The sequence below is a fragment of the Barrientosiimonas endolithica genome (assembly GCF_030296655.1).
GTDB classification, from domain to species: Bacteria; Actinomycetota; Actinomycetes; order Actinomycetales; family Dermatophilaceae; genus Barrientosiimonas; species Barrientosiimonas humi.
The window spans coordinates 1,672,863-1,697,479 of sequence record NZ_AP027735.1; the positions used below are offsets into that span (position 1 = coordinate 1,672,863).

Sequence of the window (24,617 nt, forward strand, 5' to 3'; positions counted from 1 at the left end):
GTCACGAAGGGAGTGCCCGTGACCTCCGACCGGCCGACCCCCACCGGCCCGGCGGCTCCCGAGCTGCGCATCGTCGAGCAGCGGGTCTACCGCGGCCCCAACGTCTGGTCCTACGAGCCGGCCGTGCACCTGGTCGTCGACCTCGGCGTGCTCGAGGATACCCCACCGACGCACTGCCCGGCTTCACCGAGCGGCTGCTGCAGATCCTCCCCGGCCTCGAGGGGCACACCTGCTCGCGCGGCCACCGTGGCGGGTTCGTCGAGCGGCTCGTCGAGGGCACCTGGCTCGGCCACGTCGCCGAGCACGTCGCGCTGCAGCTGCAGCAGGAGGTCGGCCACGACCTGCGCCGGGGCAAGACGCGCGGCGTGCGCGGCCGGCCCGGCGTCTACAACGTCATCTACGCCTACACCGACGAGCGGGTCGCGCTCGCCGCCTGCGAGCTGGCCGTACGCCTGGTGAACCACCTCGTCCAACCCGAGGAGGGCTTCGACGTCGACGCCGCGCTCGAGGAGTTCCAGCTGCGCGCGCAGCGCAGCTCCTTCGGCCCCTCGACCGCCGCGATCATCGAGGAGGCGGTGAGCCGCGACATCCCGTTCACCCGGCTCAACGAGCACTCGCTGGTGCAGCTCGGTCAGGGCGTGCACGCCCAGCGCATCCGCGCCACGATGACCTCGCGCACCTCGGCGCTGGCCGTCGACATCGCCGGCGACAAGAACCTCACGGCCCGGATCCTGGGGTCGGCCGGGCTCCCGGTGCCGAAGGCCGAGACCGTGCGGTCGGCCGACGGTGCGGTCTCCGCCGCGCGCCGGGTCGGCTTCCCCGTCGTGCTCAAGCCGCTCGACGGCAACCACGGTCGCGGCGTCTGCCTCGACCTGCGCTCCGACGAGCAGGTGCGCGAGGCGTTCGGCATCGCCGAGGCGCAGTCGCGGCGCGGCATCGTGCAGGTCGAGAGCTTCATCACCGGCAAGGACTACCGCTGCCTGATCATCGGCGGCCGGATGGCGGCCATCGCCGAGCGCGTGCCCGCCCACGTCATCGGCGACGGCGAGCACAGCGTGCGCGAGCTGGTCGACCTCACCAACGCCGACCCGCGGCGCGGCGTCGGCCACGAGAAGGTGCTCACCCGGATCACCGTCGACGACGCGGCGATCGAGCTGGTGCGCGAGCAGGGCTTCGAGCTCGACGACGTCCCCCCGCGCGACACCATGGTCAAGCTCGTGATGACCGGCAACATGTCGACCGGCGGCATCAGCGTCGACCGCACCTTCGACGCCCACCCCGACAACGTCGAGATCGCCGAGGAGGCCGCCCAGCTCATCGGCCTCGACGTCGCCGGCATCGACTTCATCTGCCCCGACATCACCGTGCCGGTGCGCGAGACCGGCGGAGCGATCTGCGAGGTCAACGCCGCCCCGGGGTTCCGGATGCACACCCACCCGACGGTCGGCGAGCCGCAGTTCATCGCCAAGCCGGTCGTCGACCTGCTCTTCCCGCCCGGCTCGCCCTCGCGGGTGCCGATCGTCGCGGTGACCGGCACCAACGGCAAGACCACGACGTCGCGCATGCTAGCGCACATCATGAAGGGCCTCGGCCGCAAGGTCGGGATGACCTCGACCGACGGCATCGTCATCGACGAGCGGCTGGTCATCAAGGCCGACGCCTCCGGGCCGCGCTCGGCCAAGATGGTGCTGCAGAATCCGCGGGTCGACCTCGCGGTCATGGAGGTCGCCCGCGGCGGCATCCTGCGCGAGGGCCTCGGCTACGACCGCAACGACGTCGCCGTCGTCACCAACGTGCAGCCCGACCACCTCGGCATGCGCGGCATCGACACCGTCGAACAGCTGGCTCGCGTGAAATCCGTTGTCGTCGAAGCGGTTCCGCGTGATGGCTATGCCGTGCTCAACGCCGACGACCCGCTCGTACGCGAGATGCGGCGACGCTGCAGCGGCACCGTCGTGTGGTTCAGCCTCGAGCCGCCGGGCAGCGAGACGCGGGAGTTCATCGAGGAGCGGCTGCGCCGCGGCGCCCGGGCGGTCGTGCTCGACCCGACCGACCGCGGCGAGATGATCGTGCTGCGCCAGGGGCGCCGGGCGATGCCGCTGGCGTGGACCCACCTGCTGCCCTCGACGTTCGGCGGCGCAGCCCGGATGAACGTCGCCAACGCCCTGGCCGCCGCGGGCGCGGCGTTCGCGCTCGACGCCCCGCTGCACGACATCCGCCAGGGGCTGCGCACGTTCAACACCAGCTACTACCAGTCCCCCGGCCGGCTCAACCGCCTCGACGTCAACAACATCGAGGTGTTCGTCGACTACTGCCACAACCCGCCCGGCATGGAGCGGCTCGGCGAGTTCGTCGAGGGCTACGTCAAGCACAAGCAGGGCTCGACCACGCACCGCATCTCGCGCATCGGCATGGTCGGCGCTGCCGGCGACCGGCGCGACGAGGACATCCGCGAGCTCGGCTACGTCGCCGCGAAGTTCTTCGACGTGCTCGTGCTGCGCGAGGACGACAACCTGCGTCGCCGCCCGCCCGGCGAGGCCGCCGCCCTGCTCGACGAAGGGGCGCAGAAGGCGATGGCCGAGGGCGCCCGCTGCCGCACGACCGAGATCGTGCTCGACGAGCCCACGGCCACCCGGCACGCCATCGTGCGGGCCAACGCCGGCGACCTGGTGGTGCTGTGCGTCGACAAGCACGCACGGGTGCTCTCCCAGCTGGAGGGCTACACCCACCAGGCCGCCGCCGGCAGCCGCGCCGACGAGGAGCAGGCCGGCGACCCCGACCTGGACGCGAGCGACCTGGTGCTGCACGACGTGCAGGCGACGTCGATGGACGACCCCGAGGTGCGGGCCGCCGTCGAGCCGCGCGACGGGTGAGCCTCAGCCGAGGTCGCTGACGTCGCGCAGCTCCACCCGCTCGCCGACGTGGGCCATCTCGAGCACCATCACCTCGTTGGCGCCAGCCCGCCAGAGCGGGGCGGGGGCGTACAGCGTGCGCTGCGGCCCGGCCTCGTCGTAGCGGCCGAGCAGGAACCCGCCGAGCCACACGAAGCCGCGCCCCCAGCCGGGCAGGGCGAGGAATCCGTCGGCCGGGGCGTCGACGTGCACCGTCACCCCGGCGTACGTCGGCACGGGCTCTCCCGCCGGCTCGCCACCGAACGCGACGGCATCGGTGAACCCGTCGGCGTCCAGCTCGATGGGCACGGTCTGCCACCCGTGGACGAACCGGTTGCCGAGCCGAACGGCGCTGACGCCCTTGCGGTCGCGGCCGAGACCCGGTCCGAAGTTGACCCGGCCCCGGTTCTCCACCAGCAGCTCGAGCCGGGCCGGTGCGCCGTCGGGGCGCGGTGCGAGCTCGATGCCCGCCGCAGCCTCCGCGGGGTCCACCACCCCGACGAGCCGGTCGTCGGCGAAGACGTGGGCTCGGTCGGCCAGGTCCTCCAGCACCAGCAGGCCACCGCCCGGCGGGACCAGCACGCTGCCGCGGTAGAGCACGAGCCCCCGGCCGCTGCCGACCTCCTCCATCCAGCGCGGCGCCGTTCCGTGCACGGCGTCGCCCCATGCCGCCGAGGCGGCGCCGAAGGGTGCCCAGCGCTCGACCGGCAGCGTCTGCGGAGCCAGCCGAGGAGGCAGGGCGGGCGGCTCGCGCTCGGGGAGGTGGGCGTACCGGCCGATGACCGTGCGGAAGGCGTGGAACTTCTCGGTGATCTCACCGGCCTCGCCGACCGGCGCGTCGTAGTCGTAGCTCGTCACGGTCGGCTGGTGCCCGGCCTCCAGGTTGGCGCCGCTCCACAGCCCGAAACTCGTGCCGCCGTGGGCCATGTAGAGGTTCACCGAGCCGCCCGCGGCGAGGATCTCCTCCAGCACCGCGGCGGCCTCGTCGGGGTCACGGGTGTGGTGCCGCTCGCCCCAGTGGTCGAACCAGCCGTGCCACAGCTCCATGCACATCTTCGGCTCACCGGGCCGGAAGCGCTCCAGCTCGCCGAACGCCTCCGCGACCCGGGAGCCGAAGTTCACCGTCGCGAGCGTGCCGGGCAGCGTCCCGGAGGCGAGGTGGTCGGGGCCGGGGCCGTCGGAGGTGAACAGCGGGACGTCGATGCCGCGGCCGACGAGGCCGTCGCGCACGTGCCGCAGGTAGTCCGCGTCGTCGCCGAAGGAGCCGTACTCGTTCTCCACCTGCACCGCCACGATCGGCCCGCCGCGGGTCGCCTGCAGCGGCACCACCAGGGGCAGCAACCGGTCGAGGTAGTCGTCGACCGCGGCGAGGAAGGCCGGGTCGCAGCAGCGCAGCCGCAGGTCGGGGTCGCGCAGCAGCCACGCGGGGAGGCCGCCGAGGTCCCACTCGGCGCAGACGTACGGGCCCGGGCGCAGCAGCACCTGCAGCCCCTGCTCCCCCGCCAGCTCCACGAAGCGCGGGAGGTCGCGCCAGCCGGTGAAGTCGTACGTCCCCGGGGCCGGCGAGTGGAAGTTCCACGCGACGTAGGTCTCGACGGTGTTCAGCCCCATCGCCGCCACGCGCGCCAGCCGGTCGGCCCACAGGTCGGGGTGCACGCGGAAGTAGTGCACGGCGCCGCTGATCACTCGGTCCGGGAACGTCATCGGTCGCCCACCCTCGCTCGCTCAGTCGATCTCGTCGCCGAATCTCACCAGCGCAGAACGGTATTCGTCCATGTCGGCATCCGTCGAGCGCTGCACCAGCAGCCGCAGGACGTCGCCGAGCGCCGCGCCGTCGTCACCCAGGTCGTGCAGCGTCAGCGCCCGGAACGCCGCCACCGCCTCGCTGTCGGGCCGGTCCGCGCGCAGCGCGTCGAGGATCGCCAGCGACTCCTCCAGCCGCCCCAGGTGACGCAGCGTCGACGCCTTCTGGATGAGCGCGCGGTGGTAGTACGGCTCGCGCAGGCCGACCCGCAGGGCGTCGTCGTACGCCGCCAGCGCCTCGTCCTCGCGGTCTGCGCTGTCGTACGTCCCCGCCAGCTCGTAGAGCACGCGCGCGTCGTCGGGGAACGCCTCGCGCAGCTGCTGCGCCTGCACGATCCGCTCGTCGGCGTCGTCGATCGCCCAGAGCGCGGCGATGCGCTCCTCGGCCTCGTGCTCGCCTCGCGCGCGAATCACCTTGCGGCGCACCGCTGCTGGGTCGTCCTCGTGCGAACCTTGCGCGAGCAGCCAGTCGTGCAGCTGGGCCCGGTGGGAGTGGGTCATCATCGCCAGCACGTCGCCGTCGCGCGCGTCGGCGAGCAGCGCCTCGAGGCCCTCGAGCTCCGTGGGCGAGCTCGACACCGGCGTCACGCCGACCTGACCCAGGCCCTCGACGAGCAGCGCCTCGAGCTCGTCCATCGTGCGGTCGCGCAGGTACTTCTCCTTGTGCTGGACGTGCACCCGGTCGGCCTCGAGCCCGGCCATGACGCCGAGCGTGCGCAGGATCTCGTCGGTGCGGTCGCCGCCGGTGCCGAGGCCGAGGAGCAGCTGCGACCCCGGTTCGACCAGCCCTCGCCCGACACGCAGCAGCGCCTCGAGCCCGCCCTCGTTGTGCGCCATGTCGAGGATGACGGTGACCTCCCCGCCGCCGGCGAGCGGCGTGGAGTAGATGTTCATCCGGCCCGCGTTGTGCTGCGAGTCGGGGGCGAACGTCGCGAGCCCCTCGGCGACCGCGTCGGGCGAGAGACCGGCGCCGAGGCCGGCCGCGGCGCCCGCGAGGGCGTTGGCGAGGTTGTGCGCCGACAGCCCGCCGAGGGTCATCGGGACGTCGAGGACCGAGACGAGCCGCTCCGGCGGGTGGCCGGGCGAGAGCACGACGAGGTCGCCGTCGAGCACGGTGATGCCGCGGCCGCCCGACTGCAGCGCCTCGCGCAGCGACGGCGAGTCGGGGTCGAGCGAGAAGCACCAGATGCGACCGCTCGCCCCGGTGCGCATCGCCCACACGCGCGGGTCGTCGCCGTTGAGCACGACCCAGCCCTGGGGCTTGGTGACCCGGGTGATGATGGCCTTGACCTCGGCCAGCTGGTCGATGGTGTCGATGCCCTGCATGCCGAGGTGGTCGGCGCTGACGTTGGTCACCACGCTGACGTCGTTGACCGGCACCCCGAGCCCCTTGAAGAGCATCCCGCCGCGCGCGGTCTCGAGCACCGCCAGCTGCACCCCGGGCGCCGACAGCACGGCCTGGGCGCCGGCCGGCCCGGAGTAGTCGCCCTTCTCGACGAGCTCCCCTGCACGAGCACGCCGTCCGTCGAGCTCCAGCCGGCGCGCAGCCCGGCGGTCATGCCCAGGTGGGCCACGAGCCGGGTCGTCGTCGTCTTGCCGTTGGTCCCGGTGATGGCCACCACGGGCACCTTGGGCGCGGTCGCCCGCAACCGCGGACCCTCCGGCACGGCCCGGATGCCGGCGGCGGCCTCATCGACGGCCGTCGCCACGGCCTGCTCCCCGGCGGGATCCCCCGCCGTCGTCTCCAGGACGCGCTGCAGCAGCGGCGCGATCGCCTCCCCATCGCCTGCCCGCGCTCGCGGGAGCGCCAGGGCAGAGCGACGACGATCTCGTCGGCGGCGCCGCCGGGCCGCACACGCACGCCCAGGCGCACGGTGCCCGCCGCAGCCGCGAGCCGGCGTACGACCCGCTCGACGAGGCGCACGACGAACCGCTGGCGGCTGGCGGTGCCGGCCGGCCCGGGCGCCGAGCGCGGCAGCCGCAGCTCGCCGGCCAGCGCCTGCATCGCCGGTTCGTCGGCCGCAAGGTAGCCCGGCAGCCGCAGGCTGACCTTGATCGCCGGGCGCGTGAAGTACAGGTTCGGCCCCTCCAGGACCCGGACCTCGGTCGCCACGACGGGCACAGGGATGCTGGGGTCGTCAACCATCACGGACGAGCGTAGCCAGGAGCATCAGCGATCCTGCCGGGTGGAGCAGGACACGCACCCTCACCCATCGCACCGGTTCGGCGACGATGCCGGGAGGCCCGCCAACCCGCAGCAGGACACGCACCCTCACCCATCGCACCGGTTCGGCGACGATGCCGGGAGGCCCGCCAACCGCAGCAGGACACGGACCCTCACCCATCGCACCGGTTCGGCGACGATGCCGGGAGGCCCGCAGCGCAGCAAGGACCTCCCGGAGGAGGAGCCGAACCAGAGATCACTGCCCCATGGCGTGCACGCCGCCGTCGACGTGCACGATCTCGCCGGTCGTGGCCGGGAACCAGTCGCTGAGCAGCGCCACGCACGCCTTGGCGGCGGGCTCGGGGTCCTTGACGTCCCAGCCGAGCGGGGCGCGGTTGTCCCAGACCCGCTCGAACTCCTCGAACCCGGGGATCGACTTGGCGGCGGTGGTGCGGATCGGGCCGGCCGAGACCAGGTTGCAGCGCACGCCCTGCGGGCCGAGGTCGCGGGCGAGGTAGCGGTTGGTCGACTCGAACGCGGCCTTCGCGACACCCATCCAGTCGTACAGCGGCCAGGCGAACTTCGCGTCGAAGGTGAGCCCGACGAGCGAGGACCGGTCGGTCATCAGCGGCAGCGCCGCGGTCGCGAGGGCCTTGAGCGAGTAGGCCGAGGCCTGCATCGCCGTTGCGACGTCGTCCCAGTCGGCCTCGAGGAAGTTGAAGGCGCCCGGCGGCGCGAAGCCGATCGAGTGCAGCACGCCGTCCAGCTGCGGCGAGATCTCGCGCACCCGGTCGGCGAGGAGTCCAGGTGCTCCTGCTCGGTGACGTCGAGCTCGAGCACCTCGGGGGTGGTCGGCAGCCGCTTGGCGATGGTCGAGGTGATCTTCATCGTGCGCCCGAAGGAGGTGAGCACCACCGTGGCGCCCTCCTCCTGCGCGAGCCGGGCGACGTGGAAGGCGATGGAGGAGTCCATCAGCACGCCGGTCACGAGGATCGTCTTGTTCTCCAACAGACCCATCGGTCGTCCTTCCCTGGTCAGTGGCCCATGCCGAGGCCGCCGTCGACGGGCAGCACGGCTCCGGAGATGTACGCCGCGTCGGGCCCGGCGAGGAAGCGCACCGCGGCCGCGACCTCGCTCGCCTCAGCGAGGCGCCCGGCGGGGATCTGCTTGACGTACGCCGCCCGCTGGTCCTCGCTGAGCGCCTGGGTCATCTCGGTGTCGATGAAGCCGGGGGCGACGACGTTGGCGGTGATGTTGCGACCGCCGAGCTCGCGGGTGATCGAGCGGGCCATGCCGACCAGCCCGGCCTTGCTCGCGGCGTAGTTGACCTGCCCGGCCGAGCCGAGCAGGCCGACCACGCTGGAGATGAAGATCATCCGGCCGCGCTTGAGCCGGATCATCCCCTTGCTGGCGCGGCGGGCGCAGCGGAAGGCGCCGGTGAGGTTGGTGTCGAGCACGGTGGCGAAGTCCTCGTCGGACATGCGCAGCAGCAGGGTGTCGGAGGTGATGCCGGCGTTCGCGACGAGCACCTCGATCGGGCCGCCGACCAGCTGCTCGGCGGCGGTGAACGCGGCGTCGACCGAGGCGGTGTCGGAGACGTCGCACTGCACCGCCTCGAGTCCGTCGGGCGCCTCGCCGGAGCGGCTCGCGACCACCACGCGGTCACCCCCTCGGCGAGGGCGCGGGCGACCGCGAGGCCGATGCCGCGGTTGCCGCCGGTGACCAGGACGGGACGTGGGCTGTCGCTCAACGAAGAGGCTCCTGACGCTTGCTCGGGGGCTGCGCTGGCGACGCTATCCGACTACCCCGCGGTAGTCGTACCTCGTGCCACCAGGCGTACCGTTGAGGGATGAGCAGGCGCACTCGCCACGACCAGACCAGCTCGGTGCCGTCGGCCACCAGCTTGCCTGCCAACCCCCGCGACGACCACGACAACCGGGTCCGCAACTACCTGATCTCCATGGGGATCCGCACGGCGTGCTTCGTCGGGGCGTTCGTCTTCACCGGCGTGCTGCGCTGGGTGTGCGTGGCCCTCGCGGTCGTGCTGCCCTACGTCGCCGTCATCTTCGCCAACGCCGCGCAGCAGCGACGCATCGACGTGCTGGGGTCGGTGCGTCCCGACCGGCGCCAGAACCGCATCGACGGCCCGGCCGCGCACGGCAGCTCCCGCACCTCGTGAGCGGCGACGACCTGGTCTGCAGCGCCAAGGGCTGCCGGGCCGAGGCGGTGTGGGCGGTGCGCTGGAACAACCCGACCCTGCACACGCCCGAGCGCCGCAAGGTCTGGCTCGCCTGCGACTCCCACCGCGAGACGCTGTGGGAGTTCCTGTCGCTGCGCGGGTTCGCGCGCGACGTCGTGCCCGTCGATCAGCTCGAGCCCACCGACGGCTGAGCACCACGCCACGCTGATCGAACACGCCGGCACCCACACGCTGATCGAGTAGGCCGGAGCGCTAGCGGAGGCCGTATCGAGATCCCCCTCAGCCGCCGATCGCCGACATCGGCCGGTCGGGCTGCACGAACGACTCGTCGTCGATGCCGTGCCCGGCGCGCTTGCGCGCCATCTCGCCGGTGATCGCCGCGGCGATCGTCTCGTCGTCGGCCCCGCCGCGCAGCAGCGCGCGCAGGTCGCCCTCGCCGCGGGCGAACAGGCAGTTGCGCACCTGCCCGTCGGCGGTCAGCCGGACGCGGTCGCATGCGCCGCAGAACGGCCGCGTCACGCTGGCGATGATCCCGACCGTCGCGGGCCCGCCGTCGACGAGGAACCGCTCTGCCGGCGCGCTCCCGCGGGAGGCGTCGGGCAGCGGAGTGAGGGTGAACCGCTCGGCGAGCCGCTCGTGCAGCTCGTCGGCGGTGATCATCTCGTCGCGGGTCCACGCGTGCTGCGCGTCGAGCGGCATCTGCTCGATGAACCGCAGCTCGTAGCCGCGGTCGAGGCACCACTGCAGCAGCTCGGCGACCCGGTGCTCGTTGACGCCGCGCATCGCGACGGAGTTGACCTTGACCGGCGTGAGGCCGGCGTCGGCCGCCGCCTTCAGACCTGCCTCGACGTCGGCGAGGCGGTCGCGCAGGGTCAGCTGCTTGAACGTGTCGCGGTCGACGGTGTCGAGCGAGACGTTGACCCGGTCCAGCCCCGCCTCGGCGAGGGGCGCGGCCAGCCGGTCCAGGCCGATGCCGTTGCTGGTGAGCGCCATCTGAGGGCGCGGCTCGAGCGCCGCCACCCGGCGTACGACATCGGTCAGCGACCGGCGCAGCAGCGGCTCACCGCCGGTGAAGCGCACCTGGCGCACGCCGAGGTCGACGAAGATGCCGATGAGGCGCACCAGCTCGTCGTCGGTGAGCATCTCGGGCTTGGCCAGCCAGGGCAGACCCTCGGCGGGCATGCAGTACGTGCAGCGCAGGTTGCAGCGGTCGGTCACCGAGACGCGCAGGTCACGGCCGACGCGCCCGTAACGGTCGACCAGGCGCGCGTCCGCACGCGGGCGCGGCATCGGGAGGCTGGTCCGGCTCATTCCCCCAATCTACGTCGAGGTACCGTCACGGGGTGCTCCGAGTGCTCGCCACCCGCCGCTGGATCGCGTGGTTGCTGGTCGCGCTCGTCGCCGCGGTGGCCTGTCTGTTCCTCGGACGGTGGCAGTGGAGCCGCTGGGAGTCGCGCAACCTGACGCAGACCACCATCAAGAACAACTACGACGCCACCCCCGTCCCGCTCGGCGAGGTCCTGCCGACCCCGACCAGCGAGCTCGCGCCGCAGGACCAGTGGCGGCAGGTGCGCCTGGTCGGCAGCTACGACACCGGCGCGCAGACCCTCGTGCGCAACCGGCCGCTGTCGGGCACGTACGGCTACGAGGTGGTGCTGCCGTTCCGCGCCGACGACGGCCGCACCGTGCTGGTCGACCGGGGCTGGGTGCCCAACGGCCCCACCGCCGAGATCCCGCCGGAGGTGCCGCCCGCGCCGTCCGGCCAGGTGACCGTCGTGGGGTGGATGCGGCCCGCCGAGCCGGACCTGAAGCGCGACGCCGTGCCGGGTCAGGTGTCCTCGATCAACCCGCCGCTCGTGGAGCAGCAGACCGGCGTCGCGATGGACCGGAGCGCGTACGTCCGGATGGGCTCCGAGCAGCCGTCGCCGGCCGAGCGGCCGGCACAGCTGGGCCGGCCCGACCTGGGGTCCGCTGCGGGCATCAACCTCAGCTACGCCTTGCAGTGGTGGCTCGCGATGATCGCCTTCCCGGTGCTGGTGCTGCTGGCCGCCCGCCGGGAGCTGCCGGGGCGCGCCGAGCGGGCCCCGAGGCCGAAGAAGCAGCGCATCTGGGACGAAGAGGACGCCTGAGGCAGGCGCCGCACCGTCAGGCGCTGGCCTGCTCGCGGAACTGGGTGCGGTAGAGGTCGGCGTAGAGCCCGCCGCGGGCGAGCAGGCTGCGGTGGTCGCCGCGCTCGACGATCCGGCCGCCGTCGACGACCAGGATCTGGTCGGCGTCGCGGACGGTGGACAGCCGGTGGGCGATGACCAGCGACGTGCGCCCCTCCAGCGCGGTGTCCAGCGCCCGCTGCACGGCGGCCTCGGACTCGCTGTCGAGGTGGGCCGTGGCCTCGTCGAGCACGACGACGGAGGGGCCCTTGAGCAGCAGCCGCGCGATGGCCAGCCGCTGCTTCTCGCCGCCGGACAGCCGGTGGCCGCGGTCCCCCACGACCGTGTCGAGGCCGTTCGGCAGCGACTCCACGAGGTGCCAGACCTGGGCGTCGCGCAGGGCGCTCTCCAGCTCGGCGTCGGTCGCGTCCGGGCGGGCGTACAGCAGGTTCGCGCGGATCGTGTCGTGGAACAGGTGGGCCTCCTGCGAGACCACCCCGAGGCGGCTGCGCAGGTCCTCGCCCGCCACCTCGCGCAGGTCGACGTCGCCGACGGTCACCGCGCCCGAGGTGGGGTCGTACAGCCGCGCGACGAGGCTGGTCAGGGTGCTCTTGCCGGCGCCGCTCGGGCCGACGAGCGCGACCATCTCGCCGGGGCGCACCCGCAGGTCGATGTCGTGCAGCACGAGCGCCCCCGCGTCGCGGTCGCCCGCGCCGACGGTCTCCAGCGACGGCAGCGACACCTGGTCGGCGCCGGGGTAGGCGAAGTCGACGTGCCGCAGGCGCACCTCGAGCGGGCCGTCGGGCAGGCGGGTCGGGCGCTCGGGCTCGGCGACCAGCGGTCGCAGGTCGAGGATCTCGAAGACCCGCTCGAACGACACCAGCGCCGTCATGACGTCGATGCGCACGTTGGACAGGGTGGTGAGCGGGGCGTACATCCGGCCGAGGAGGGCAGCCATGGCCAGCAGGGTGCCGATCGTGAGGCTGCCCTGGACGGCCAGCACTCCCCCGGCGCCGTAGACGATCGCCGTCGCGAGGGCGGCCATGAGCAGCAGCGCGTTCATGAAGATGCCGCGGTTGACCGCGATGGCGACGCCCGCGTCGCGCACCTGGGCGGCGCTGGCGGCGTACTCCCGGTCCTCCTGCTCGGGGCGGCCGTAGAGCTTGACGAGCATCGCGCCGGCCACGTTGAACCGCTCCGACGTGCGCGCGCCGAGGTCGCCGTTGTGCTGCATCTGGGTGCGGCTGAGGCCGGCGAGCCGGCGGCCCATCCGCCGGGTCGGGATCAGCACGAGCGGCACGAGCAGGAGCGCCATGAGCGTCAGCTGCCACGACAGCAGGAGCATCGTCACGAGCACGATGGCCAGCCCGAGCACGTTGCTCACGACGTTGGACAGCACCGAGGTGAACGCCTGCTGCGCGCCGACCACGTCGGAGTTGAGCCGGGTCACGAGCGAGCCGGTCTGGGTGCGGGTGAAGAACGCGACGGGCTGGCGCAGCACGTGCGCGAACACCTGCCGGCGCAGGTCGAAGATCAGCCCCTCGCCGATGCGGGCGGACATCCAGCGCAGCAGGATCGACAGGCCGGCGTCGAAGACCGCGATGAGTGCCACGAGCAGCGACAGTCGGACGACCAGGCCCGAGTCCTGTTGTGTCACACCGCGATCCACGATCTCCTTGAGCAGGAGCGGCGTGGCGACGATGAGCAGTGCGTCGAGCACCGTCAGCACCAGGAACACGACGATCTGCTTGCGGTACGGCCCGGCGTAGGTCAGCACGCGCCGCCCGGTGCCCGGGCGCAGGCGCACGTCGCCCACGTCGTCACGCGACATCGAGTGCAGCGCCGACCACGCCGTGCCACCCATGCTCATGCGGTCATCCTCTTCCTCATGCGTTCACCCTGAAGGTTCAAGCGCACGTGAGGTCAAGTCATTCCGGCGATCCGGCGTGGCCGACACCAGCAGCGCCCCGCCGATCAGCGTGGGCACGCCGTAGCGCAACGTCTCCTCGGCGCCGACGCCCGTCAGCATGAGCACCAGGTAGGCCGCGAACAGCCCGGCGCAGGCCTTGCCCACCCAGCGGCGCTGCCAGCCGCACGCGACGAGCACGCCGAGCACCACCTCGACGGCGGTCGCGGCGACCGCGGCCGCCTGCGCCGTCCCGTCGAGCGCGTCCGGCAGCATCCGCGCGGTGTAGTCGACGAACGCCGGCCAGCTCCCCCACGACACCCCCGGCGCCCCGGGATCCCCGAGCAGCCCGAGCCGATCAGCCACCGCGCCGAGCAGGCTCGCCCCGAGGAGAACCCCGACCAGCCGTCCCAGCAGGCGCGCTGGGCGCTCGTCGCGCGTGAGGACGTACGGCGTGTGGGCGAGGGCGAGCACGGCGGCGGCGCCGAGCAGCACACCCGTGACCCAACCCGGCCAGACCCCGCGCACGACCCCGGCGTACGCCTGCGCCAGCAACCCCACGACGACCCACCCGAGTCCTCCGGCGCGGCGCGCCCGGTCCATCCGCGGCATGACATCTCCCCAGTAGTAAGGTTCCTGACGAGAACCTACGAGAGGACGCTCCTCATGGTCAAGCCCCTTACTAACCCCTTCGTGGACGGCCCGGTGCCGCTCGGCACGCTGGTCACCACCGCCGGCCGCCGGATCACCAGTCAGCTCGACGAAGGGCTGCGCGCCGCCGGCTTCCCCGATGTCCGCGCCGCCCACGCGCCGCTGTTCATGGCCGTCGACGCCGACGGGACCAACGTCACCACGCTGGCGAGCCGCACCCGGATGACCAAACAGGCCGTGGGCGAGCTGATCCGCTACCTCGATGACCGGGGCTACCTGCGCGCGGCGGCCGACCCCCGCGACAAGCGCGTACGCCTGGTGCGGCTCACCGAGCGCGGCTGGGCCGCGCTCGAGGCGGGCCAGCGCGTCGTCGCCGACTTCGACACCTGGCTCGCCGGCGAGCTCGGCGCCGACGAGGTGACGCGGCTGCGCGCCGCGCTGGAGCTCATCGCGGGCACGGGCGCTGCCGGCCCGGCCGGTGACCAGGTCAGCGGGCGGTCAGCGCGCTGAGCAGCCGGGCCTGCGTCGTGCGCTCGGCGTACTGCTGCTGCTCGGGCGTGGAGCTCTCGGCCGCCCGCAGCAGCCGCTTCAGCTCCAGGACCGCCGCGGGCGGGTTGGCCAGCACGGCGTCGGCGAGGTCGCGGGTGGCCTCGTCCAGCTCGGCGAGCGGGACGCTCAGCGAGGCGAGCCCGCAGTCGACGGCCTCCCGGGCGCCGACGGCCCGCCCGGTCAGGCAGATCTCCAGCGCGCGGGAGTAGCCCACCAGCCGCACCAGCGGGTGCGTGCCGGCGAGGTCGGGCACCAGACCGAGCGACGTCTCGCGCATCGCGAGCTGCACGTCGTCGGCCACGATGCGCAGGTCGCAGGCCAGCGCGAGCTGGAACCCGGCGCCGATCGCATGTCCGTGCACGGCCGCGACGGTGATCGCCGGACACTCCCGCCAGACGCTGAATCCCTTCTGGTACGAACCGATCTCGTCGACAAGCTGCTGCTCGCCTCCGGTGGCCTGCAGGTGCAGGTCGCGCTCCCCGGCACCCCGCCGGGGGTCAGCAGGGCGCGGTCCAGACCCGACGAGAAGCTGGCGCCGGACCCGCGAAGCACCACCACGCGTACGTCGGTGGGCAGGTCGGCTCCGAGCCGCGCCAGCGCGGTCCACATGCTCGGCACCATCGCGTTGTGCCGCTCGGGACGGTCGAGCGTGACGGTCAGCAACGGGCCGTCGCGGTCGACGACGATCCGCTCGTGCACCCGGGTCGTAGAGCTCACCCGGCCAGGCTAGTGCGCCGCGGGCAGGGCTCAGGCCAGCTCGACGAGCTCGGCGTAGTCGGGTCCCCACAGGTCCTCGACCCCGTCGGGCAGCAGCAGCACCCGCTCCGGCTCGAGGGCGGCCACCGCGCCCTCGTCGTGCGTGACGAGCACGACCGCGCCCTCGTACGTCCGCAGCGCACCGAGGATCTCCTCGCGCGAGGCGGGGTCGAGATTGTTGGTGGGCTCGTCCAGCAGCAGCACGTTGGCCGACGACACCACGAGCAGCGCGAGCGACAGCCGGGTCTTCTCGCCACCGGACAGCACCCCGGCGGGCTTGTCGACGTCGTCGCCGGTGAACAGGAACGAGCCGAGCACCTTGCGCACCTCGGTCTCGCCGAGGTCGGGTGCGGCGCTCTTCATGTTCTGCAGCACCGACCGGGAGGTGTCGAGGTTCTCGTGCTCCTGGGCGTAGTAGCCGAGCTTGAGCCCGTGCCCCTCCTGCACCGCCCCGGTGTCCGGCTCGTCCACGCCGGAGAGGATGCGCAGCAGCGTGGTCTTGCCCGCGCCGTTGAGGCCGAGCACGACGACGCGCGAACCCCGGTCGATCGCCAGGTCGACGTCGGTGAACACCTCCTGCGAGCCGTACGACCGCGACAGCCCCTCGGCGGTGAGCGGCGTGCGCCCGCACGGCGCCGGCTGCGGGAAGCGCAGCCGCGCGACCCGGTCCTGCTGCCGACCGCCCTCGGCGCCGGCGAGGAGCCGCTCGGCCCGCCGGGCCATGTTCTGCGCGGCGGTCGCCTTGGTGGCCTTGGCGCGCATCTTGTCGGCCTGGGCCAGCAGCGCCCCGGCCTTCTTCTCGGCGTTCGCGCGCTCGCGCTTGCGGCGGCGCTCGTCGGTCTCGCGCTGCTGCAGGTATGCCTTCCAGCCGACGTTGTACAGGTCCAGCTCGCCGCGGTTGGCGTCGAGGTGGAACACCCGGGTCACGACGGTCTCGAGCAGCTCGACGTCGTGGCTGATGATGATGAGCCCGCCCTGGTAGGCCTTGAGATAGTCGCGCAGCCAGACGATCGAGTCGGCGTCGAGGTGGTTGGTCGGCTCGTCCAGCAGCAGCGTCTCGGCCCCGGAGAACAGGATCCGGGTGAGCTCCACGCGGCGGCGCTGACCGCCCGACAGGGTGCGCAGCGGCTGGCCGAGCACCCGCTCGGGCAGGCCCAGGCTGGAGGCGATGGAGGCCGCCTCGGACTCGGCCGCATAGCCCCCGCGCGAGGTGAACTCGGCGTCGAGGCGGGCGTACTTCTTCATGGCGCGCTCGCGCCGCTCGTCGTCCTCGTCGGCCATCGCGGTCTCGGCGGCGCGCAGCTGCTCGGTGACGACGTCCAGGCCGCGTGCGGACAGGATGCGCGCCTGCGCGGTGACCTCGAGGTCGCCGGTGCGCGGGTCCTGCGGCAGGTAGCCGACCTCGCCCGAGCTGGTCACCGTGCCGGCGCTGGGCTGGCCCTCGCCCGCGAGCACCTTGGTCAGGGTGGTCTTGCCGGCGCCGTTGCGCCCGACCAGCCCGACCCGGTCCCCCGCAGCCACCCGGAAGGAGGCTCCGGACAGCAGGAGACGCGCGCCCACACGCAGCTCGACGTCGGTCGCGGTGATCACGGCGGGGTCTCCTCCAGGGTCCGGGCAGCAACAAGGACGCCGGTCCGCGTTCGCGGTCCAGGCGTCCTGGCCTTTCACCGGTAGTGTACGGCCGAGTACCAGGCGCGCCCGAACGAGTTTCGGGCGCCGGTCCACGAAAGGCCCATCGTGACGTTCAACGACAACGCACAGCTGGACACCTCCCAGGTCGAGTCCGGCGGCAGCGGCGGCGGAGGCTTCGGCGGCGGAGGCGGCGGCGCCCTGCCCGGCGGGGTCGGCGTCGGCGGCATCGGCGGGCTGATCCTGCTGCTGATCATGATGTTCTTCGGCGGCAACCTGACCGGTGACCCCTCCACCCCGAGCGGCCAGCCCGGCGGGATGAGCATGAGCTCCAACGAGGTGTCGGCGGCCGGGGCGGGCGGCGACACGGTGAGCCAGCGGATCTCCCAGTGCAAGACCGGCGCCGACGCCAACCGTGACGACACCTGCCGGGTGATCGGCACCGTCAACAGCGTGCAGAACTTCTGGTCGCAGGCGCTGCCGCAGTACGGCCAGGAGTACACCCCGGCCAAGACCGTGCTCTACTCCGGCGCCACGCAGACCGCGTGCGGCACCGGCTCCTCGGCGATGGGCCCGTTCTACTGCCCGCTGGACCAGAAGATCTACATCGACGTGTCGTTCTTCAACGAGCTGAGCACCAAGTACGGCTCGGACGGCGGCAACCTCGCGCAGATGTACGTCGTCGCGCACGAGTACGGCCACCACGTCCAGAACATCTTCGGGGTGCTCGGTCGCGCCCAGCAGGACCCACAGGGCCCCACCTCGGCCGCGGTGCGCACCGAGCTGCAGGCCGACTGCTACGCCGGCATCTGGACCCGCAACGCCTCGACCACCACCGACCAGGGCGGCGAGCAGCTGATCGAACCGGTGACGCAGCAGGACATCCAGTCGGCGCTCTCGGCGGCCTCCGCCGTGGGTGACGACCGCATCCAGGAGAAGGCGCAGGGCCGCGTGACGCCGGAGAACTGGACGCACGGCTCGGCGGTGCAGCGTCAGAAGTGGTTCGTCCAGGGCTACAACACCGGCGACGTCAACGCCTGCGACACCTTCCGCGCGCAGGACCTCGGCTGACGTGCCGCCCGCCCACGGCGCGCAGGTGCTCTCGCGCATGCGCAAGTGGGACGGCACCCAGCACTGGACGGCCGAGCTGCGCTACCTCGGCGCCGACGCGTTCGGCCACTGGCTCGGCGCGGGTCCGGGCGGTCGCGTGCGCCGACCGGGCTTCGAGTTCGAGACCCGCAACTTCCATGTGCGGTGGGTGCCGGACGACGCCTGGTTCGTCGCCGGCTTCAACGGGAAGCCGGCGCTGCGGCTCTACCTGGACCTGACGACGCCGGCCGAGCTGGTCGAGACCGGCACCGGCTGGGAGCTGCGCGCGGTCGACCTCGACCTGGACATCGTCGTCGGCCCGGACGACCCGTGGTCGGCCGCGCAGCTGGTGGACGAGGACGAGTTCGCCGAGCACCAGGTGCGGTACGCCTACCCCGCCGACGTCGTACGCACCGTCGAGCAGACCGCTCAGGACCTGCTCGCGCGCATCCGGTGCAGCGAGGAGCCCTATCTCAACGTCGCGGGCACCTGGCACGACCGCCTGCACGAGCTGCTCGCCACCGACCCCACCCCGCGCTGACCCCACGCCTCTGCCTCATATCGTTCACCGGTGCACGAAATGAGGGAGGCAACCCCGGGAATCCCGCGGGTTGCCTCCCCCAGATCGTTCACTGGCGCACGAAATGCAGCCGCCGGGCGACGGCACCTGGTCAGGCCCGGACGCCGCCGATTCGGCGACGATGCCGAGGAGACCGGAGCCTGCGACGGACTCTCGGCGGAGGAGCCGAATCCAAAGGAACTAGATATTGAAGCCCAGCGCCCGCAGCTGCTCGCGGCCGTCGTCGGTGATCTTGTCCGGGCCCCACGGCGGCATCCACACCCAGTTGATCCGGGAGGAGGACACCAGCCCGTCGAGCGCGGCGGTGGTCTGGTCCTCGATGACGTCGGTGAGCGGACAGGCCGCCGAGGTCAGGGTCATGTCGAGCACGGCGTGGCCCTCGGGGTCGACGGTGATGCCGTAGACGAGTCCGAGGTCGACGACGTTGATGCCGAGCTCGGGGTCGACCACGTCGCGCATGGCCTCCTCGACGTCGGCGACGTTGGCCGGGGTCTGGGTGTCGCTCATGCGGTCCTCCCGCTGGTCGGTTCGGGGCTGATGTCTGCGCCGGTGCGTGCGAGTGCGTCGGTGAGCGCTGCCCAGGGCAGCAGGGCGCACTTCACGCGGGCGGGGTACTTGGCGACGCCGGCGAGGGCGACGCCGTCGCCGATGGTCTCCTCGTCGCCGGGGTCGGCTCCCTTGCTGGTGAGCATGCCGCGCATCGCGGCATAGGTCTCGCGGACCTCCTCGAGGCTGTGCCCGATGCTCTCCTCGGCCAGGATCGAGGCCGAGGCGACGGAGATGGAGCAGCCGAGCGCGTCGTACGACACGTCCACCACGGTGTCGCCGTCGCGGTGCACGCGCAGGGTCACCTCGTCGCCGCAGGTGGTGTTGACGTGGTAGGCCTCGCCCTCGAACGGCTCGCGCAGCCCGGCGTGCTGCGGCCGCTTGGAGTGCTCGAGGATGAGCTCCTGATAGAGGTCCATCAGGCGCTCTCCCCCAGCTTGAAGACCTCCGGGACGCGGTCGAGCGCGGTGAGGAACGCGTCGAGGTCGTCGGTGGTGGTGTACGGCCCGAAGCTGGCGCGCGTGCTGGCGTTGACGCCGAGCCGGCGGTGCAGCGGCCAGGCGCAGTGGTGCCCGGTGCGCACGGCCACGCCGGCGTCGTCGAGCACCTGCCCGACGTCGTGCGGGTGCACGCCGTCGACCTCGAAAGCGACTGCGCCGGCACGGGACTCGGCGTCGGCCGGCCCGAGCACGCGCACCCACGGGCGCTGCGCGAGCCCGTCGAGCAGGTACGCCATCAGCACCTGGTCGTGCGCGGCCACCCGGTCCATGCCGAGCTCGGAGAGGTAGTCGCAGGCGGCGGCGAGGCCGACCGCCTGGGCGACGACGGGGGTGCCGGCCTCGAAGCGCTGCGGGGGCGCGTCGTAGGTCGTGCCCTCCATCCGCACCGTGCGGATCATCGACCCACCGGTGATGAACGGCGGCATCGCGGCGAGCAGCTCGGGGCGGCCCCACAGCACGCCGATGCCGAGCGGGCCCAGCATCTTGTGCCCGCTGAACGCGGCGAAGTCGACGCCCAGCTCGGTCACGTCGACCGGCAGGTGCGGCACCGACTGGCACGCGTCGAGCACCACCAGCGCGCCGACCTCACGGGCCCGCGCGACGAGCTGCTCGACCGGGTTGACCGTGGCCACGACGTTGGAGACGTGGCTGAAGGCCAGCACCTTGGTGCGCTCGGTCACGACCTCCTCGAGGTCGCTCAGGTCGAGCCGGCCGTCGTCGGTCACACCGATCCACCGGAAGGTCGCGCCGGTGCGCCGCGCCAGCTCCTGCCACGGCACCAGGTTGGCGTGGTGCTCCATCTCGGTGACCACGATCTCGTCACCCGGGCCGAGCGAGAACCGTTGCGCCACAGCAGGATCCACGCCGTCCATGGCGCCGGGAGCCGCCGCGTTGCTGAAGGCGTAGGCGACCAGGTTGAGCGCCTCGGTGGCGTTCTTGGTGAACACGATCTCGCCCGGCTGCGCCCCGACGAACCGGGCGATGCGCTCACGCGCCTGCTCGAAGGCGTCGGTGGCCTCCTCGGCGAGCTGGTGCGCGCCGCGGTGGACCGCCGAGTTGTGCTGCTCGTAGAACTCCCGCTCCGCGTCGAGCACCGGCGTCGGCTTGAGCGACGTGGCGCCGGAGTCGAGATAGACCAGGGGTCGCCCGTCGCGGACCGTGCGGGCCAGCGTGGGGACGTCGGCCCGCACGGCCTCGACCTCGGCGGGGGCCAGCCCCGTCGAGGCCGTGTCGTGCCGCTCGGTCATCGGGATCAGGCCTTCACCTTCAGGAAGCGGTCGTAGCCCTCGGCCTCGAGACGGTCGGCCAGCTCGGGGCCGCCCTCCTCGGCGATCTTGCCGTCGACGAAGACGTGCACGAAGTCGGGCTTGATGTAGTTGAGGATGCGCGTGTAGTGCGTGATGAGCAGGACGCCCATGTCGCTGGCCTCGCGCACCCGGTTGACGCCCTCGGAGACGACGCGCAGGGCGTCGACGTCGAGGCCGGAGTCGGTCTCGTCGAGCACGGCGATCTTCGGCTTGAGCAGCTCCATCTGGAGGATCTCGTGGCGCTTCTTCTCACCACCGGAGAAGCCCTCGTTGACGTTGCGCTCGGCGAACGCCGGGTCCATGCGCAGGTTCTCCATGGAGGTCTTGACGTCCTTGACCCAGGTGCGCAGCTTCGGCGACTCGCCGTCGATCGCGGTCTTGGCGGTGCGCAGGAAGTTGCTCACCGTGACGCCCGGCACCTCGACGGGGTACTGCATCGCGAGGAACAGGCCGGCGCGGGCGCGCTCGTCGATGTCCATCTCAAGCACGTCCTCGCCGTCGAGCGTGACGCTGCCGGAGGTGACGACGTACTTCGGGTGCCCGGCGATGGAGTACGCCAGCGTGGACTTGCCCGAGCCGTTCGGCCCCATGATCGCGTGGGTCTCGCCCGAGCGGACCGTCAGGTCGACGCCCTTGAGGATCTCCTTGGCGCCCTGCTCGGTCTCGACCGAGACGTGCAGGTCGCGAATCTCCAACGTGGTCATCTGTGTTCTCGTCCTTTGTCAGCTGATGGGGTTCTGGGGCGTCAGGGAGACGAAGACCTCGTCGTCCTCGACGCGCACGGGATAGACGGCGATGGGCTGGGTGGCCGGGAGACCGGTGGGCTCACCGGTGCGCAGGTCGAAGCGCGAGCCGTGCAGCCAGCACTCGATGGTGCAGCCGTCGACCTCGCCCTCGGCGAGCGAGACGTTCTGGTGGCTGCAGGTGTCGTCGACCGCGTGCACGACGCCGTCGTCGGTGCGCACGATCGCGACCCGGTGGCCGTCGATCTCGGCGACCGCCGCCTCGTCGTCGGGCAGCTCATCGACCCGGCACACCCGGACGAACTGGTCGGTGGTGGGGTCGCTCATCACTCCCCCGCCTGGGCCAGCTCGTGCTCGATGGCCTCCATCAACGTCTCGACGACCTCGGGCACGCCGATCTTGCCGATGATGTCGGCGAAGAAGCCGCGCACGACCAGGCGGCGCGCCTCCTGCTCGGGGATGCCGCGGGCCATCAGGTAGAACAGCTGCTCGTCGTCGAAACGGCCGGTCGAGGAGGCGTGCCCCGCCCCGGCGATCTCGCCGGTCTCGATCTCCAGGTTGGGGACCGAGTCGGCGCGCGCCCCGTCGGTGAGCAGCAGGTTGCGGTTGAGCTCGTAGGTCTCGATGCCCTCGGCCTCGGCGCGGATCAGCACGTCGCCGACCCACACCGTGTGCGCCGTGTCGCCCTGCAGGGCGCCCTTGTAGGTGACCAGCGAGGTCCCGCGCGGGGCGTTGTGGTCGACGAACGAGCGGTGCTCCAGGTGCTGGCCCGCGTCGGCGAAGTAGACGCCGAGCAGGGTCGCGTCGCCGCCGGCACCGGCGTAGCGGACGTTGCTGTTCAGCCGCACGATCCCGCCGCCGAGGCTCACCGCGATGTGCTTGTACGTCGCGTCGCGCCCGACCAGCGCGTCGTGCTGGCCGAGGTGGTTGGCGTCGTCCTCCCAGCGCTGCAGCGACACCACGGTCAGCTGCGCGCCGTCACCGGTGACGACCTCGAGGTTGCCCGTGAGGTCGGCGCTGCCGGTGTGGTCGATGATCACCAGCGCCTGGCTGTTGACGCCCGCCTCGAGCACGACGTGGGAGTTGCTGCGCCGGCCGACGCCGTTGCCGTGCACGTTGATGCGCAGCGGCTCAGCGGCGACGTGGTTGGCCGGGATCTGCACGTGCAGCGCCTCCGGCGTGTTGGCCGAGGCCACCACGGCCGCCCGGTCGGCCGGGGTCAGCACGGTGCCGCGCGGCGCCTGCCCGGGAGCCAGCGGCGTCTGCACCAGCTGCTCGATCGCCGACACGTCGACCGACACCGCCGGGTCGCCCTCGCGGTCGTCGGCGGGCTCGTCGGCGAACAGCCCGCCGAGCCGGTCGACGGGGGTGAAGCGCCACTCCTCCTCGCGCCCGTTGGGCACGGGGAAGTCGGCGACCTCGAAGGAGGTCGCGCGCTCGGCGCGGGACTGTTCGGGCACCGAGCCGGACGCGAGGGCGGCCGGGTCGACGTGGGACTTGCTCTCCGGGGTGAGCAGGGACATCTACGGGTTTTCCTTCCGGGCAGTGGTGGGGACGCGGGGCGGCGCGGGGATCAGCCGACCGCGCCCTCCATCTGCAGCTCGATGAGCCGGTTGAGCTCCAGGGCGTACTCCATCGGCAGCTCGCGCGCGATCGGCTCGACGAAGCCGCGCACGATCATCGCCATGGCCTCCTCCTCGGAGAGCCCGCGGCTGCGCAGGTAGAACAGCTGGTCCTCGCTCACCTTGGAGACGGTCGCCTCGTGCCCCATCTGCACGTCGTCCTCGCGGACGTCGACGTAGGGGTAGGTGTCGGACCGGCTGATCTGGTCGACCAGCAGCGCGTCGCAGACCACGGAGGACTTGCTGTGCTCGGCGCCCTCCAGCACCTGCACGAGCCCGCGGTAGGACGCGCGGCCGCCGCCGCGCGCGACCGACTTCGACACGATCGTCGAGGAGGTGTGGGGGCGGCGTGCACCATCTTGGCGCCGGCGTCCTGGTGCTGGCCCTCGCCCGCGAACGCGACCGACAGGGTCTCGCCCTTGGCGTGCTCGCCGAGCAGGAAGACGGCGGGGTACTTCATCGTCACCTTGGAGCCGATGTTGCCGTCGATCCACTCCATCGTCGCGCCCTCCTCGCAGGTGGCGCGCTTGGTGACGAGGTTGTAGACGTTGTTCGACCAGTTCTGGATGGTCGTGTAGCGCACCCGGGCGTTCTTCTTCACGACGATCTCGACGACCGCCGAGTGCAGCGAGTCGCTCTGGTAGATCGGCGCCGTGCAGCCCTCGACGTAGTGCACGTACGAGCCCTCGTCGGCGATGATCAGCGTCCGCTCGAACTGACCCATGTTCTCGGTGTTGATGCGGAAGTACGCCTGCAGCGGGATGTCCACGTGCACGCCCTTGGGGACGTAGATGAACGACCCGCCCGACCACACGGCCGTGTTGAGCGCGGCGAACTTGTTGTCACCGCTCGGGATGACCGAGCCGAAGTACTCCTTGAAGAGCTCCTCGTGCTCGCGCAGGCCGGTGTCGGTGTCGACGAAGACGACGCCCTTCTCCTCCAGGTCCTCGCGGATCTGGTGGTAGACGACCTCCGACTCGTACTGCGCCGCGACGCCGGCGATCAGCCGCTGCTTCTCGGCCTCGGGGATGCCGAGCTTGTCGTAGGTGTTCTTGATGTCCTCGGGCAGCTCGTCCCAGGTGGTCGCCTGCTTCTCGGTGGAGCGGACGAAGTACTTGATGTTGTCGAAGTCGATGCCGGACAGGTCGCTGCCCCACGTGGGCATCGGCTTCTTGTCGAACAGGCGCAGCGCCTTGAGCCGGTTCTTCAGCATCCACTCCGGCTCGTTCTTCAGCCGGGAGATGTCGGCGGCGACCTCGTCGGAGAGACCGCGGCGGGCGGAGGCTCCGGCGACGTCGGTGTCGGCCCAGCCGTACTCGTAACGGCCGAGGTCCTTCAGACCGGGGTTGAGCTCTTCGATGGTGCTCATCTGGCGTCCCTTTCTGTCGCGGGGGAGTTCGCTCGAACGGCGCGGTCAGTGGGTGCGTCGTCGCGGGCTTGGGGGTCAGCGGAACGAAGGTGGTGCAGACGTGGTCGCCCTGCGCCTGCGTGGCAAGTCTCTGCACGTGAACGCCGAGCAGCGCGGAGAACATTT

Annotated in this window: 21 protein-coding genes and 4 pseudogenes; 7 read left to right on the plus strand and 18 right to left on the minus strand. The window is 72.1% G+C overall.

Features of this window, described 5'->3' with window-relative positions:
* The first annotated feature begins 203 nt into the window (after window positions 1-203).
* Complete coding sequence (cphA, locus tag QUE40_RS08530) at window positions 204-2,873, plus strand: cyanophycin synthetase (protein ID WP_289233041.1); 2,670 nt, start codon at window positions 204-206, stop codon at window positions 2,871-2,873.
* A 3-nt stretch (window positions 2,874-2,876) separates the two neighbouring features.
* Here the strand turns inward: cphA and QUE40_RS08535 are convergent, their stop codons facing one another.
* The 5 genes and pseudogenes from QUE40_RS08535 to fabG form a co-directional block, all read right to left on the minus strand.
* A complete protein-coding gene (locus QUE40_RS08535; RefSeq protein ID WP_289232879.1) occupies window positions 2,877-4,595 on the minus strand; it encodes a glycoside hydrolase family 35 protein in 1,719 nt (572 codons plus the stop codon).
* 21 nt (window positions 4,596-4,616) lie between these two features.
* Window positions 4,617-6,149: a tetratricopeptide repeat protein gene (locus QUE40_RS08540; protein WP_289232880.1), complete on the minus strand. Its 1,533-nt coding sequence runs from the start codon at window positions 6,147-6,149 to the stop codon at window positions 4,617-4,619.
* 100 nt (window positions 6,150-6,249) lie between these two features.
* The gene (locus QUE40_RS08545) at window positions 6,250-6,840 is read right to left on the minus strand and encodes a hypothetical protein (protein ID WP_289232881.1); all 591 of its coding nucleotides are present in this window, start codon (window positions 6,838-6,840) and stop codon (window positions 6,250-6,252) included.
* 274 nt (window positions 6,841-7,114) lie between these two features.
* Window positions 7,115-7,875: pseudogene (gene fabI, locus QUE40_RS08550) on the minus strand (enoyl-ACP reductase FabI).
* A 17-nt stretch (window positions 7,876-7,892) separates the two neighbouring features.
* A pseudogene (gene fabG / locus QUE40_RS08555) lies at window positions 7,893-8,608 on the minus strand (3-oxoacyl-ACP reductase FabG).
* Between the two features lie 99 nt (window positions 8,609-8,707).
* Here fabG and QUE40_RS08560 point away from each other — a divergent pair.
* Both QUE40_RS08560 and QUE40_RS08565 read left to right on the plus strand, forming a co-directional pair.
* The gene (locus tag QUE40_RS08560) at window positions 8,708-9,037 is read left to right on the plus strand and encodes a DUF3099 domain-containing protein (protein ID WP_289232882.1); all 330 of its coding nucleotides are present in this window, start codon (window positions 8,708-8,710) and stop codon (window positions 9,035-9,037) included.
* Complete coding sequence (locus QUE40_RS08565; RefSeq protein ID WP_289232883.1) at window positions 9,034-9,249, plus strand: hypothetical protein; 216 nt, start codon at window positions 9,034-9,036, stop codon at window positions 9,247-9,249. The genes QUE40_RS08560 and QUE40_RS08565 overlap by 4 nt, the downstream gene beginning before the upstream one ends.
* A gap of 88 nt (window positions 9,250-9,337) precedes the next feature.
* Here QUE40_RS08565 and moaA read toward each other — a convergent pair whose 3' ends face one another.
* Entirely contained in the window at window positions 9,338-10,369 is a 1,032-nt protein-coding gene (gene moaA / locus QUE40_RS08570) for a GTP 3',8-cyclase MoaA (RefSeq protein WP_289232884.1), read from the minus strand.
* 32 nt (window positions 10,370-10,401) lie between these two features.
* On the opposite strand from moaA, the gene QUE40_RS08575 reads away from it, so the two are divergent.
* Entirely contained in the window at window positions 10,402-11,187 is a 786-nt protein-coding gene (locus QUE40_RS08575) for an SURF1 family cytochrome oxidase biogenesis protein (RefSeq protein WP_289232885.1), read from the plus strand.
* Window positions 11,188-11,203: 16 nt separating this feature from the next.
* On the opposite strand, the gene QUE40_RS08580 is transcribed toward QUE40_RS08575, so the two are convergent.
* Both QUE40_RS08580 and QUE40_RS08585 read right to left on the minus strand, forming a co-directional pair.
* Window positions 11,204-13,075, minus strand: a complete 1,872-nt coding sequence (locus tag QUE40_RS08580) for an ABC transporter ATP-binding protein (RefSeq protein ID WP_289232886.1) — start codon at window positions 13,073-13,075, stop codon at window positions 11,204-11,206.
* A gap of 24 nt (window positions 13,076-13,099) precedes the next feature.
* The gene (locus tag QUE40_RS08585) at window positions 13,100-13,723 is read right to left on the minus strand and encodes a hypothetical protein (protein ID WP_289232887.1); all 624 of its coding nucleotides are present in this window, start codon (window positions 13,721-13,723) and stop codon (window positions 13,100-13,102) included.
* Between the two features lie 54 nt (window positions 13,724-13,777).
* Here QUE40_RS08585 and QUE40_RS08590 point away from each other — a divergent pair, with 54 nt between their 5' ends.
* Window positions 13,778-14,272 (plus strand): MarR family winged helix-turn-helix transcriptional regulator, encoded by a 495-nt coding sequence (locus QUE40_RS08590; protein WP_289232888.1) that lies wholly within the window; start codon window positions 13,778-13,780, stop codon window positions 14,270-14,272.
* On the opposite strand, the gene QUE40_RS08595 is transcribed toward QUE40_RS08590, so the two are convergent.
* From QUE40_RS08595 to QUE40_RS08600, 3 genes and pseudogenes are all read right to left on the minus strand, one after another.
* Complete coding sequence (locus tag QUE40_RS08595) at window positions 14,250-14,672, minus strand: enoyl-CoA hydratase/isomerase family protein (protein ID WP_289232889.1); 423 nt, start codon at window positions 14,670-14,672, stop codon at window positions 14,250-14,252. The two genes, QUE40_RS08590 and QUE40_RS08595, sit on opposite strands and share 23 nt — an antisense overlap.
* A 206-nt stretch (window positions 14,673-14,878) precedes the next feature.
* A pseudogene (locus QUE40_RS19125) lies at window positions 14,879-14,932 on the minus strand (hypothetical protein); the annotation flags it as partial.
* Between the two features lie 126 nt (window positions 14,933-15,058).
* Entirely contained in the window at window positions 15,059-16,657 is a 1,599-nt protein-coding gene (locus QUE40_RS08600) for an ABC-F family ATP-binding cassette domain-containing protein (protein ID WP_289232890.1), read from the minus strand.
* A gap of 147 nt (window positions 16,658-16,804) precedes the next feature.
* Between QUE40_RS08600 and ypfJ the strand changes: the two genes are divergently transcribed.
* Together ypfJ and QUE40_RS08610 are read left to right on the plus strand one after the other, a co-directional pair.
* Window positions 16,805-17,767, plus strand: a complete 963-nt coding sequence (gene ypfJ / locus QUE40_RS08605) for a KPN_02809 family neutral zinc metallopeptidase (protein ID WP_142005296.1) — start codon at window positions 16,805-16,807, stop codon at window positions 17,765-17,767.
* Window positions 17,768-17,804: 37 nt separating this feature from the next.
* Window positions 17,805-18,326, plus strand: coding sequence for a DUF402 domain-containing protein (locus tag QUE40_RS08610; protein ID WP_289232891.1), 522 nt, complete (start codon window positions 17,805-17,807; stop codon window positions 18,324-18,326).
* A gap of 219 nt (window positions 18,327-18,545) precedes the next feature.
* On the opposite strand, the gene QUE40_RS08615 is transcribed toward QUE40_RS08610, so the two are convergent.
* From QUE40_RS08615 to sufB, 7 genes and pseudogenes are all read right to left on the minus strand, one after another.
* Window positions 18,546-18,872: a metal-sulfur cluster assembly factor gene (locus QUE40_RS08615; protein WP_142005297.1), complete on the minus strand. Its 327-nt coding sequence runs from the start codon at window positions 18,870-18,872 to the stop codon at window positions 18,546-18,548.
* The gene (gene sufU / locus QUE40_RS08620) at window positions 18,869-19,330 is read right to left on the minus strand and encodes a Fe-S cluster assembly sulfur transfer protein SufU (protein ID WP_142005298.1); all 462 of its coding nucleotides are present in this window, start codon (window positions 19,328-19,330) and stop codon (window positions 18,869-18,871) included. Before sufU ends, QUE40_RS08615 begins: the two co-directional genes overlap by 4 nt.
* The gene (locus QUE40_RS08625) at window positions 19,330-20,658 is read right to left on the minus strand and encodes an aminotransferase class V-fold PLP-dependent enzyme (protein ID WP_289232892.1); all 1,329 of its coding nucleotides are present in this window, start codon (window positions 20,656-20,658) and stop codon (window positions 19,330-19,332) included. Before QUE40_RS08625 ends, sufU begins: the two co-directional genes overlap by 1 nt.
* Window positions 20,659-20,663: 5 nt before the next feature.
* On the minus strand, window positions 20,664-21,422 hold the full coding sequence (sufC, locus tag QUE40_RS08630; RefSeq protein WP_142005300.1) for a Fe-S cluster assembly ATPase SufC: 759 nt from the start codon (window positions 21,420-21,422) through the stop codon (window positions 20,664-20,666).
* 18 nt (window positions 21,423-21,440) lie between these two features.
* On the minus strand, window positions 21,441-21,788 hold the full coding sequence (locus tag QUE40_RS08635) for a non-heme iron oxygenase ferredoxin subunit (RefSeq protein ID WP_142005301.1): 348 nt from the start codon (window positions 21,786-21,788) through the stop codon (window positions 21,441-21,443).
* Entirely contained in the window at window positions 21,788-22,984 is a 1,197-nt protein-coding gene (sufD, locus tag QUE40_RS08640) for a Fe-S cluster assembly protein SufD (RefSeq protein WP_142005302.1), read from the minus strand. Before sufD ends, QUE40_RS08635 begins: the two co-directional genes overlap by 1 nt.
* A gap of 50 nt (window positions 22,985-23,034) precedes the next feature.
* Window positions 23,035-24,452 (minus strand): annotated as a pseudogene (gene sufB / locus QUE40_RS08645) (Fe-S cluster assembly protein SufB).
* Window positions 24,453-24,617: the final 165 nt, after the last annotated feature.

What these genes read in the sequence shown, in the direction of transcription:
- QUE40_RS08535 (WP_289232879.1), bottom strand. Translation starts at nt 4,595, where the DNA reads ATGACGTTCCCGGACCGAGTGATCAGCGGCGCCGTGCACTACTTCCGC.
- QUE40_RS08545 (WP_289232881.1), bottom strand. Translation starts at nt 6,840, where the DNA reads ATGGTTGACGACCCCAGCATCCCTGTGCCCGTCGTGGCGACCGAGGTC.
- QUE40_RS08560 (WP_289232882.1), top strand. Translation starts at nt 8,708, where the DNA reads ATGAGCAGGCGCACTCGCCACGACCAGACCAGCTCGGTGCCGTCGGCC.
- moaA (WP_289232884.1), bottom strand. Translation starts at nt 10,369, where the DNA reads ATGAGCCGGACCAGCCTCCCGATGCCGCGCCCGCGTGCGGACGCGCGC.
- QUE40_RS08580 (WP_289232886.1), bottom strand. Translation starts at nt 13,075, where the DNA reads ATGAGCATGGGTGGCACGGCGTGGTCGGCGCTGCACTCGATGTCGCGT.
- QUE40_RS08585 (WP_289232887.1), bottom strand. Translation starts at nt 13,723, where the DNA reads ATGCCGCGGATGGACCGGGCGCGCCGCGCCGGAGGACTCGGGTGGGTC.
- QUE40_RS08590 (WP_289232888.1), top strand. Translation starts at nt 13,778, where the DNA reads ATGGTCAAGCCCCTTACTAACCCCTTCGTGGACGGCCCGGTGCCGCTC.
- QUE40_RS08610 (WP_289232891.1), top strand. Translation starts at nt 17,805, where the DNA reads ATGCGCAAGTGGGACGGCACCCAGCACTGGACGGCCGAGCTGCGCTAC.
- QUE40_RS08615 (WP_142005297.1), bottom strand. Translation starts at nt 18,872, where the DNA reads ATGAGCGACACCCAGACCCCGGCCAACGTCGCCGACGTCGAGGAGGCC.
- sufU (WP_142005298.1), bottom strand. Translation starts at nt 19,330, where the DNA reads ATGGACCTCTATCAGGAGCTCATCCTCGAGCACTCCAAGCGGCCGCAG.
- QUE40_RS08625 (WP_289232892.1), bottom strand. Translation starts at nt 20,658, where the DNA reads ATGACCGAGCGGCACGACACGGCCTCGACGGGGCTGGCCCCCGCCGAG.
- sufC (WP_142005300.1), bottom strand. Translation starts at nt 21,422, where the DNA reads ATGACCACGTTGGAGATTCGCGACCTGCACGTCTCGGTCGAGACCGAG.
- QUE40_RS08635 (WP_142005301.1), bottom strand. Translation starts at nt 21,788, where the DNA reads ATGAGCGACCCCACCACCGACCAGTTCGTCCGGGTGTGCCGGGTCGAT.
- sufD (WP_142005302.1), bottom strand. Translation starts at nt 22,984, where the DNA reads ATGTCCCTGCTCACCCCGGAGAGCAAGTCCCACGTCGACCCGGCCGCC.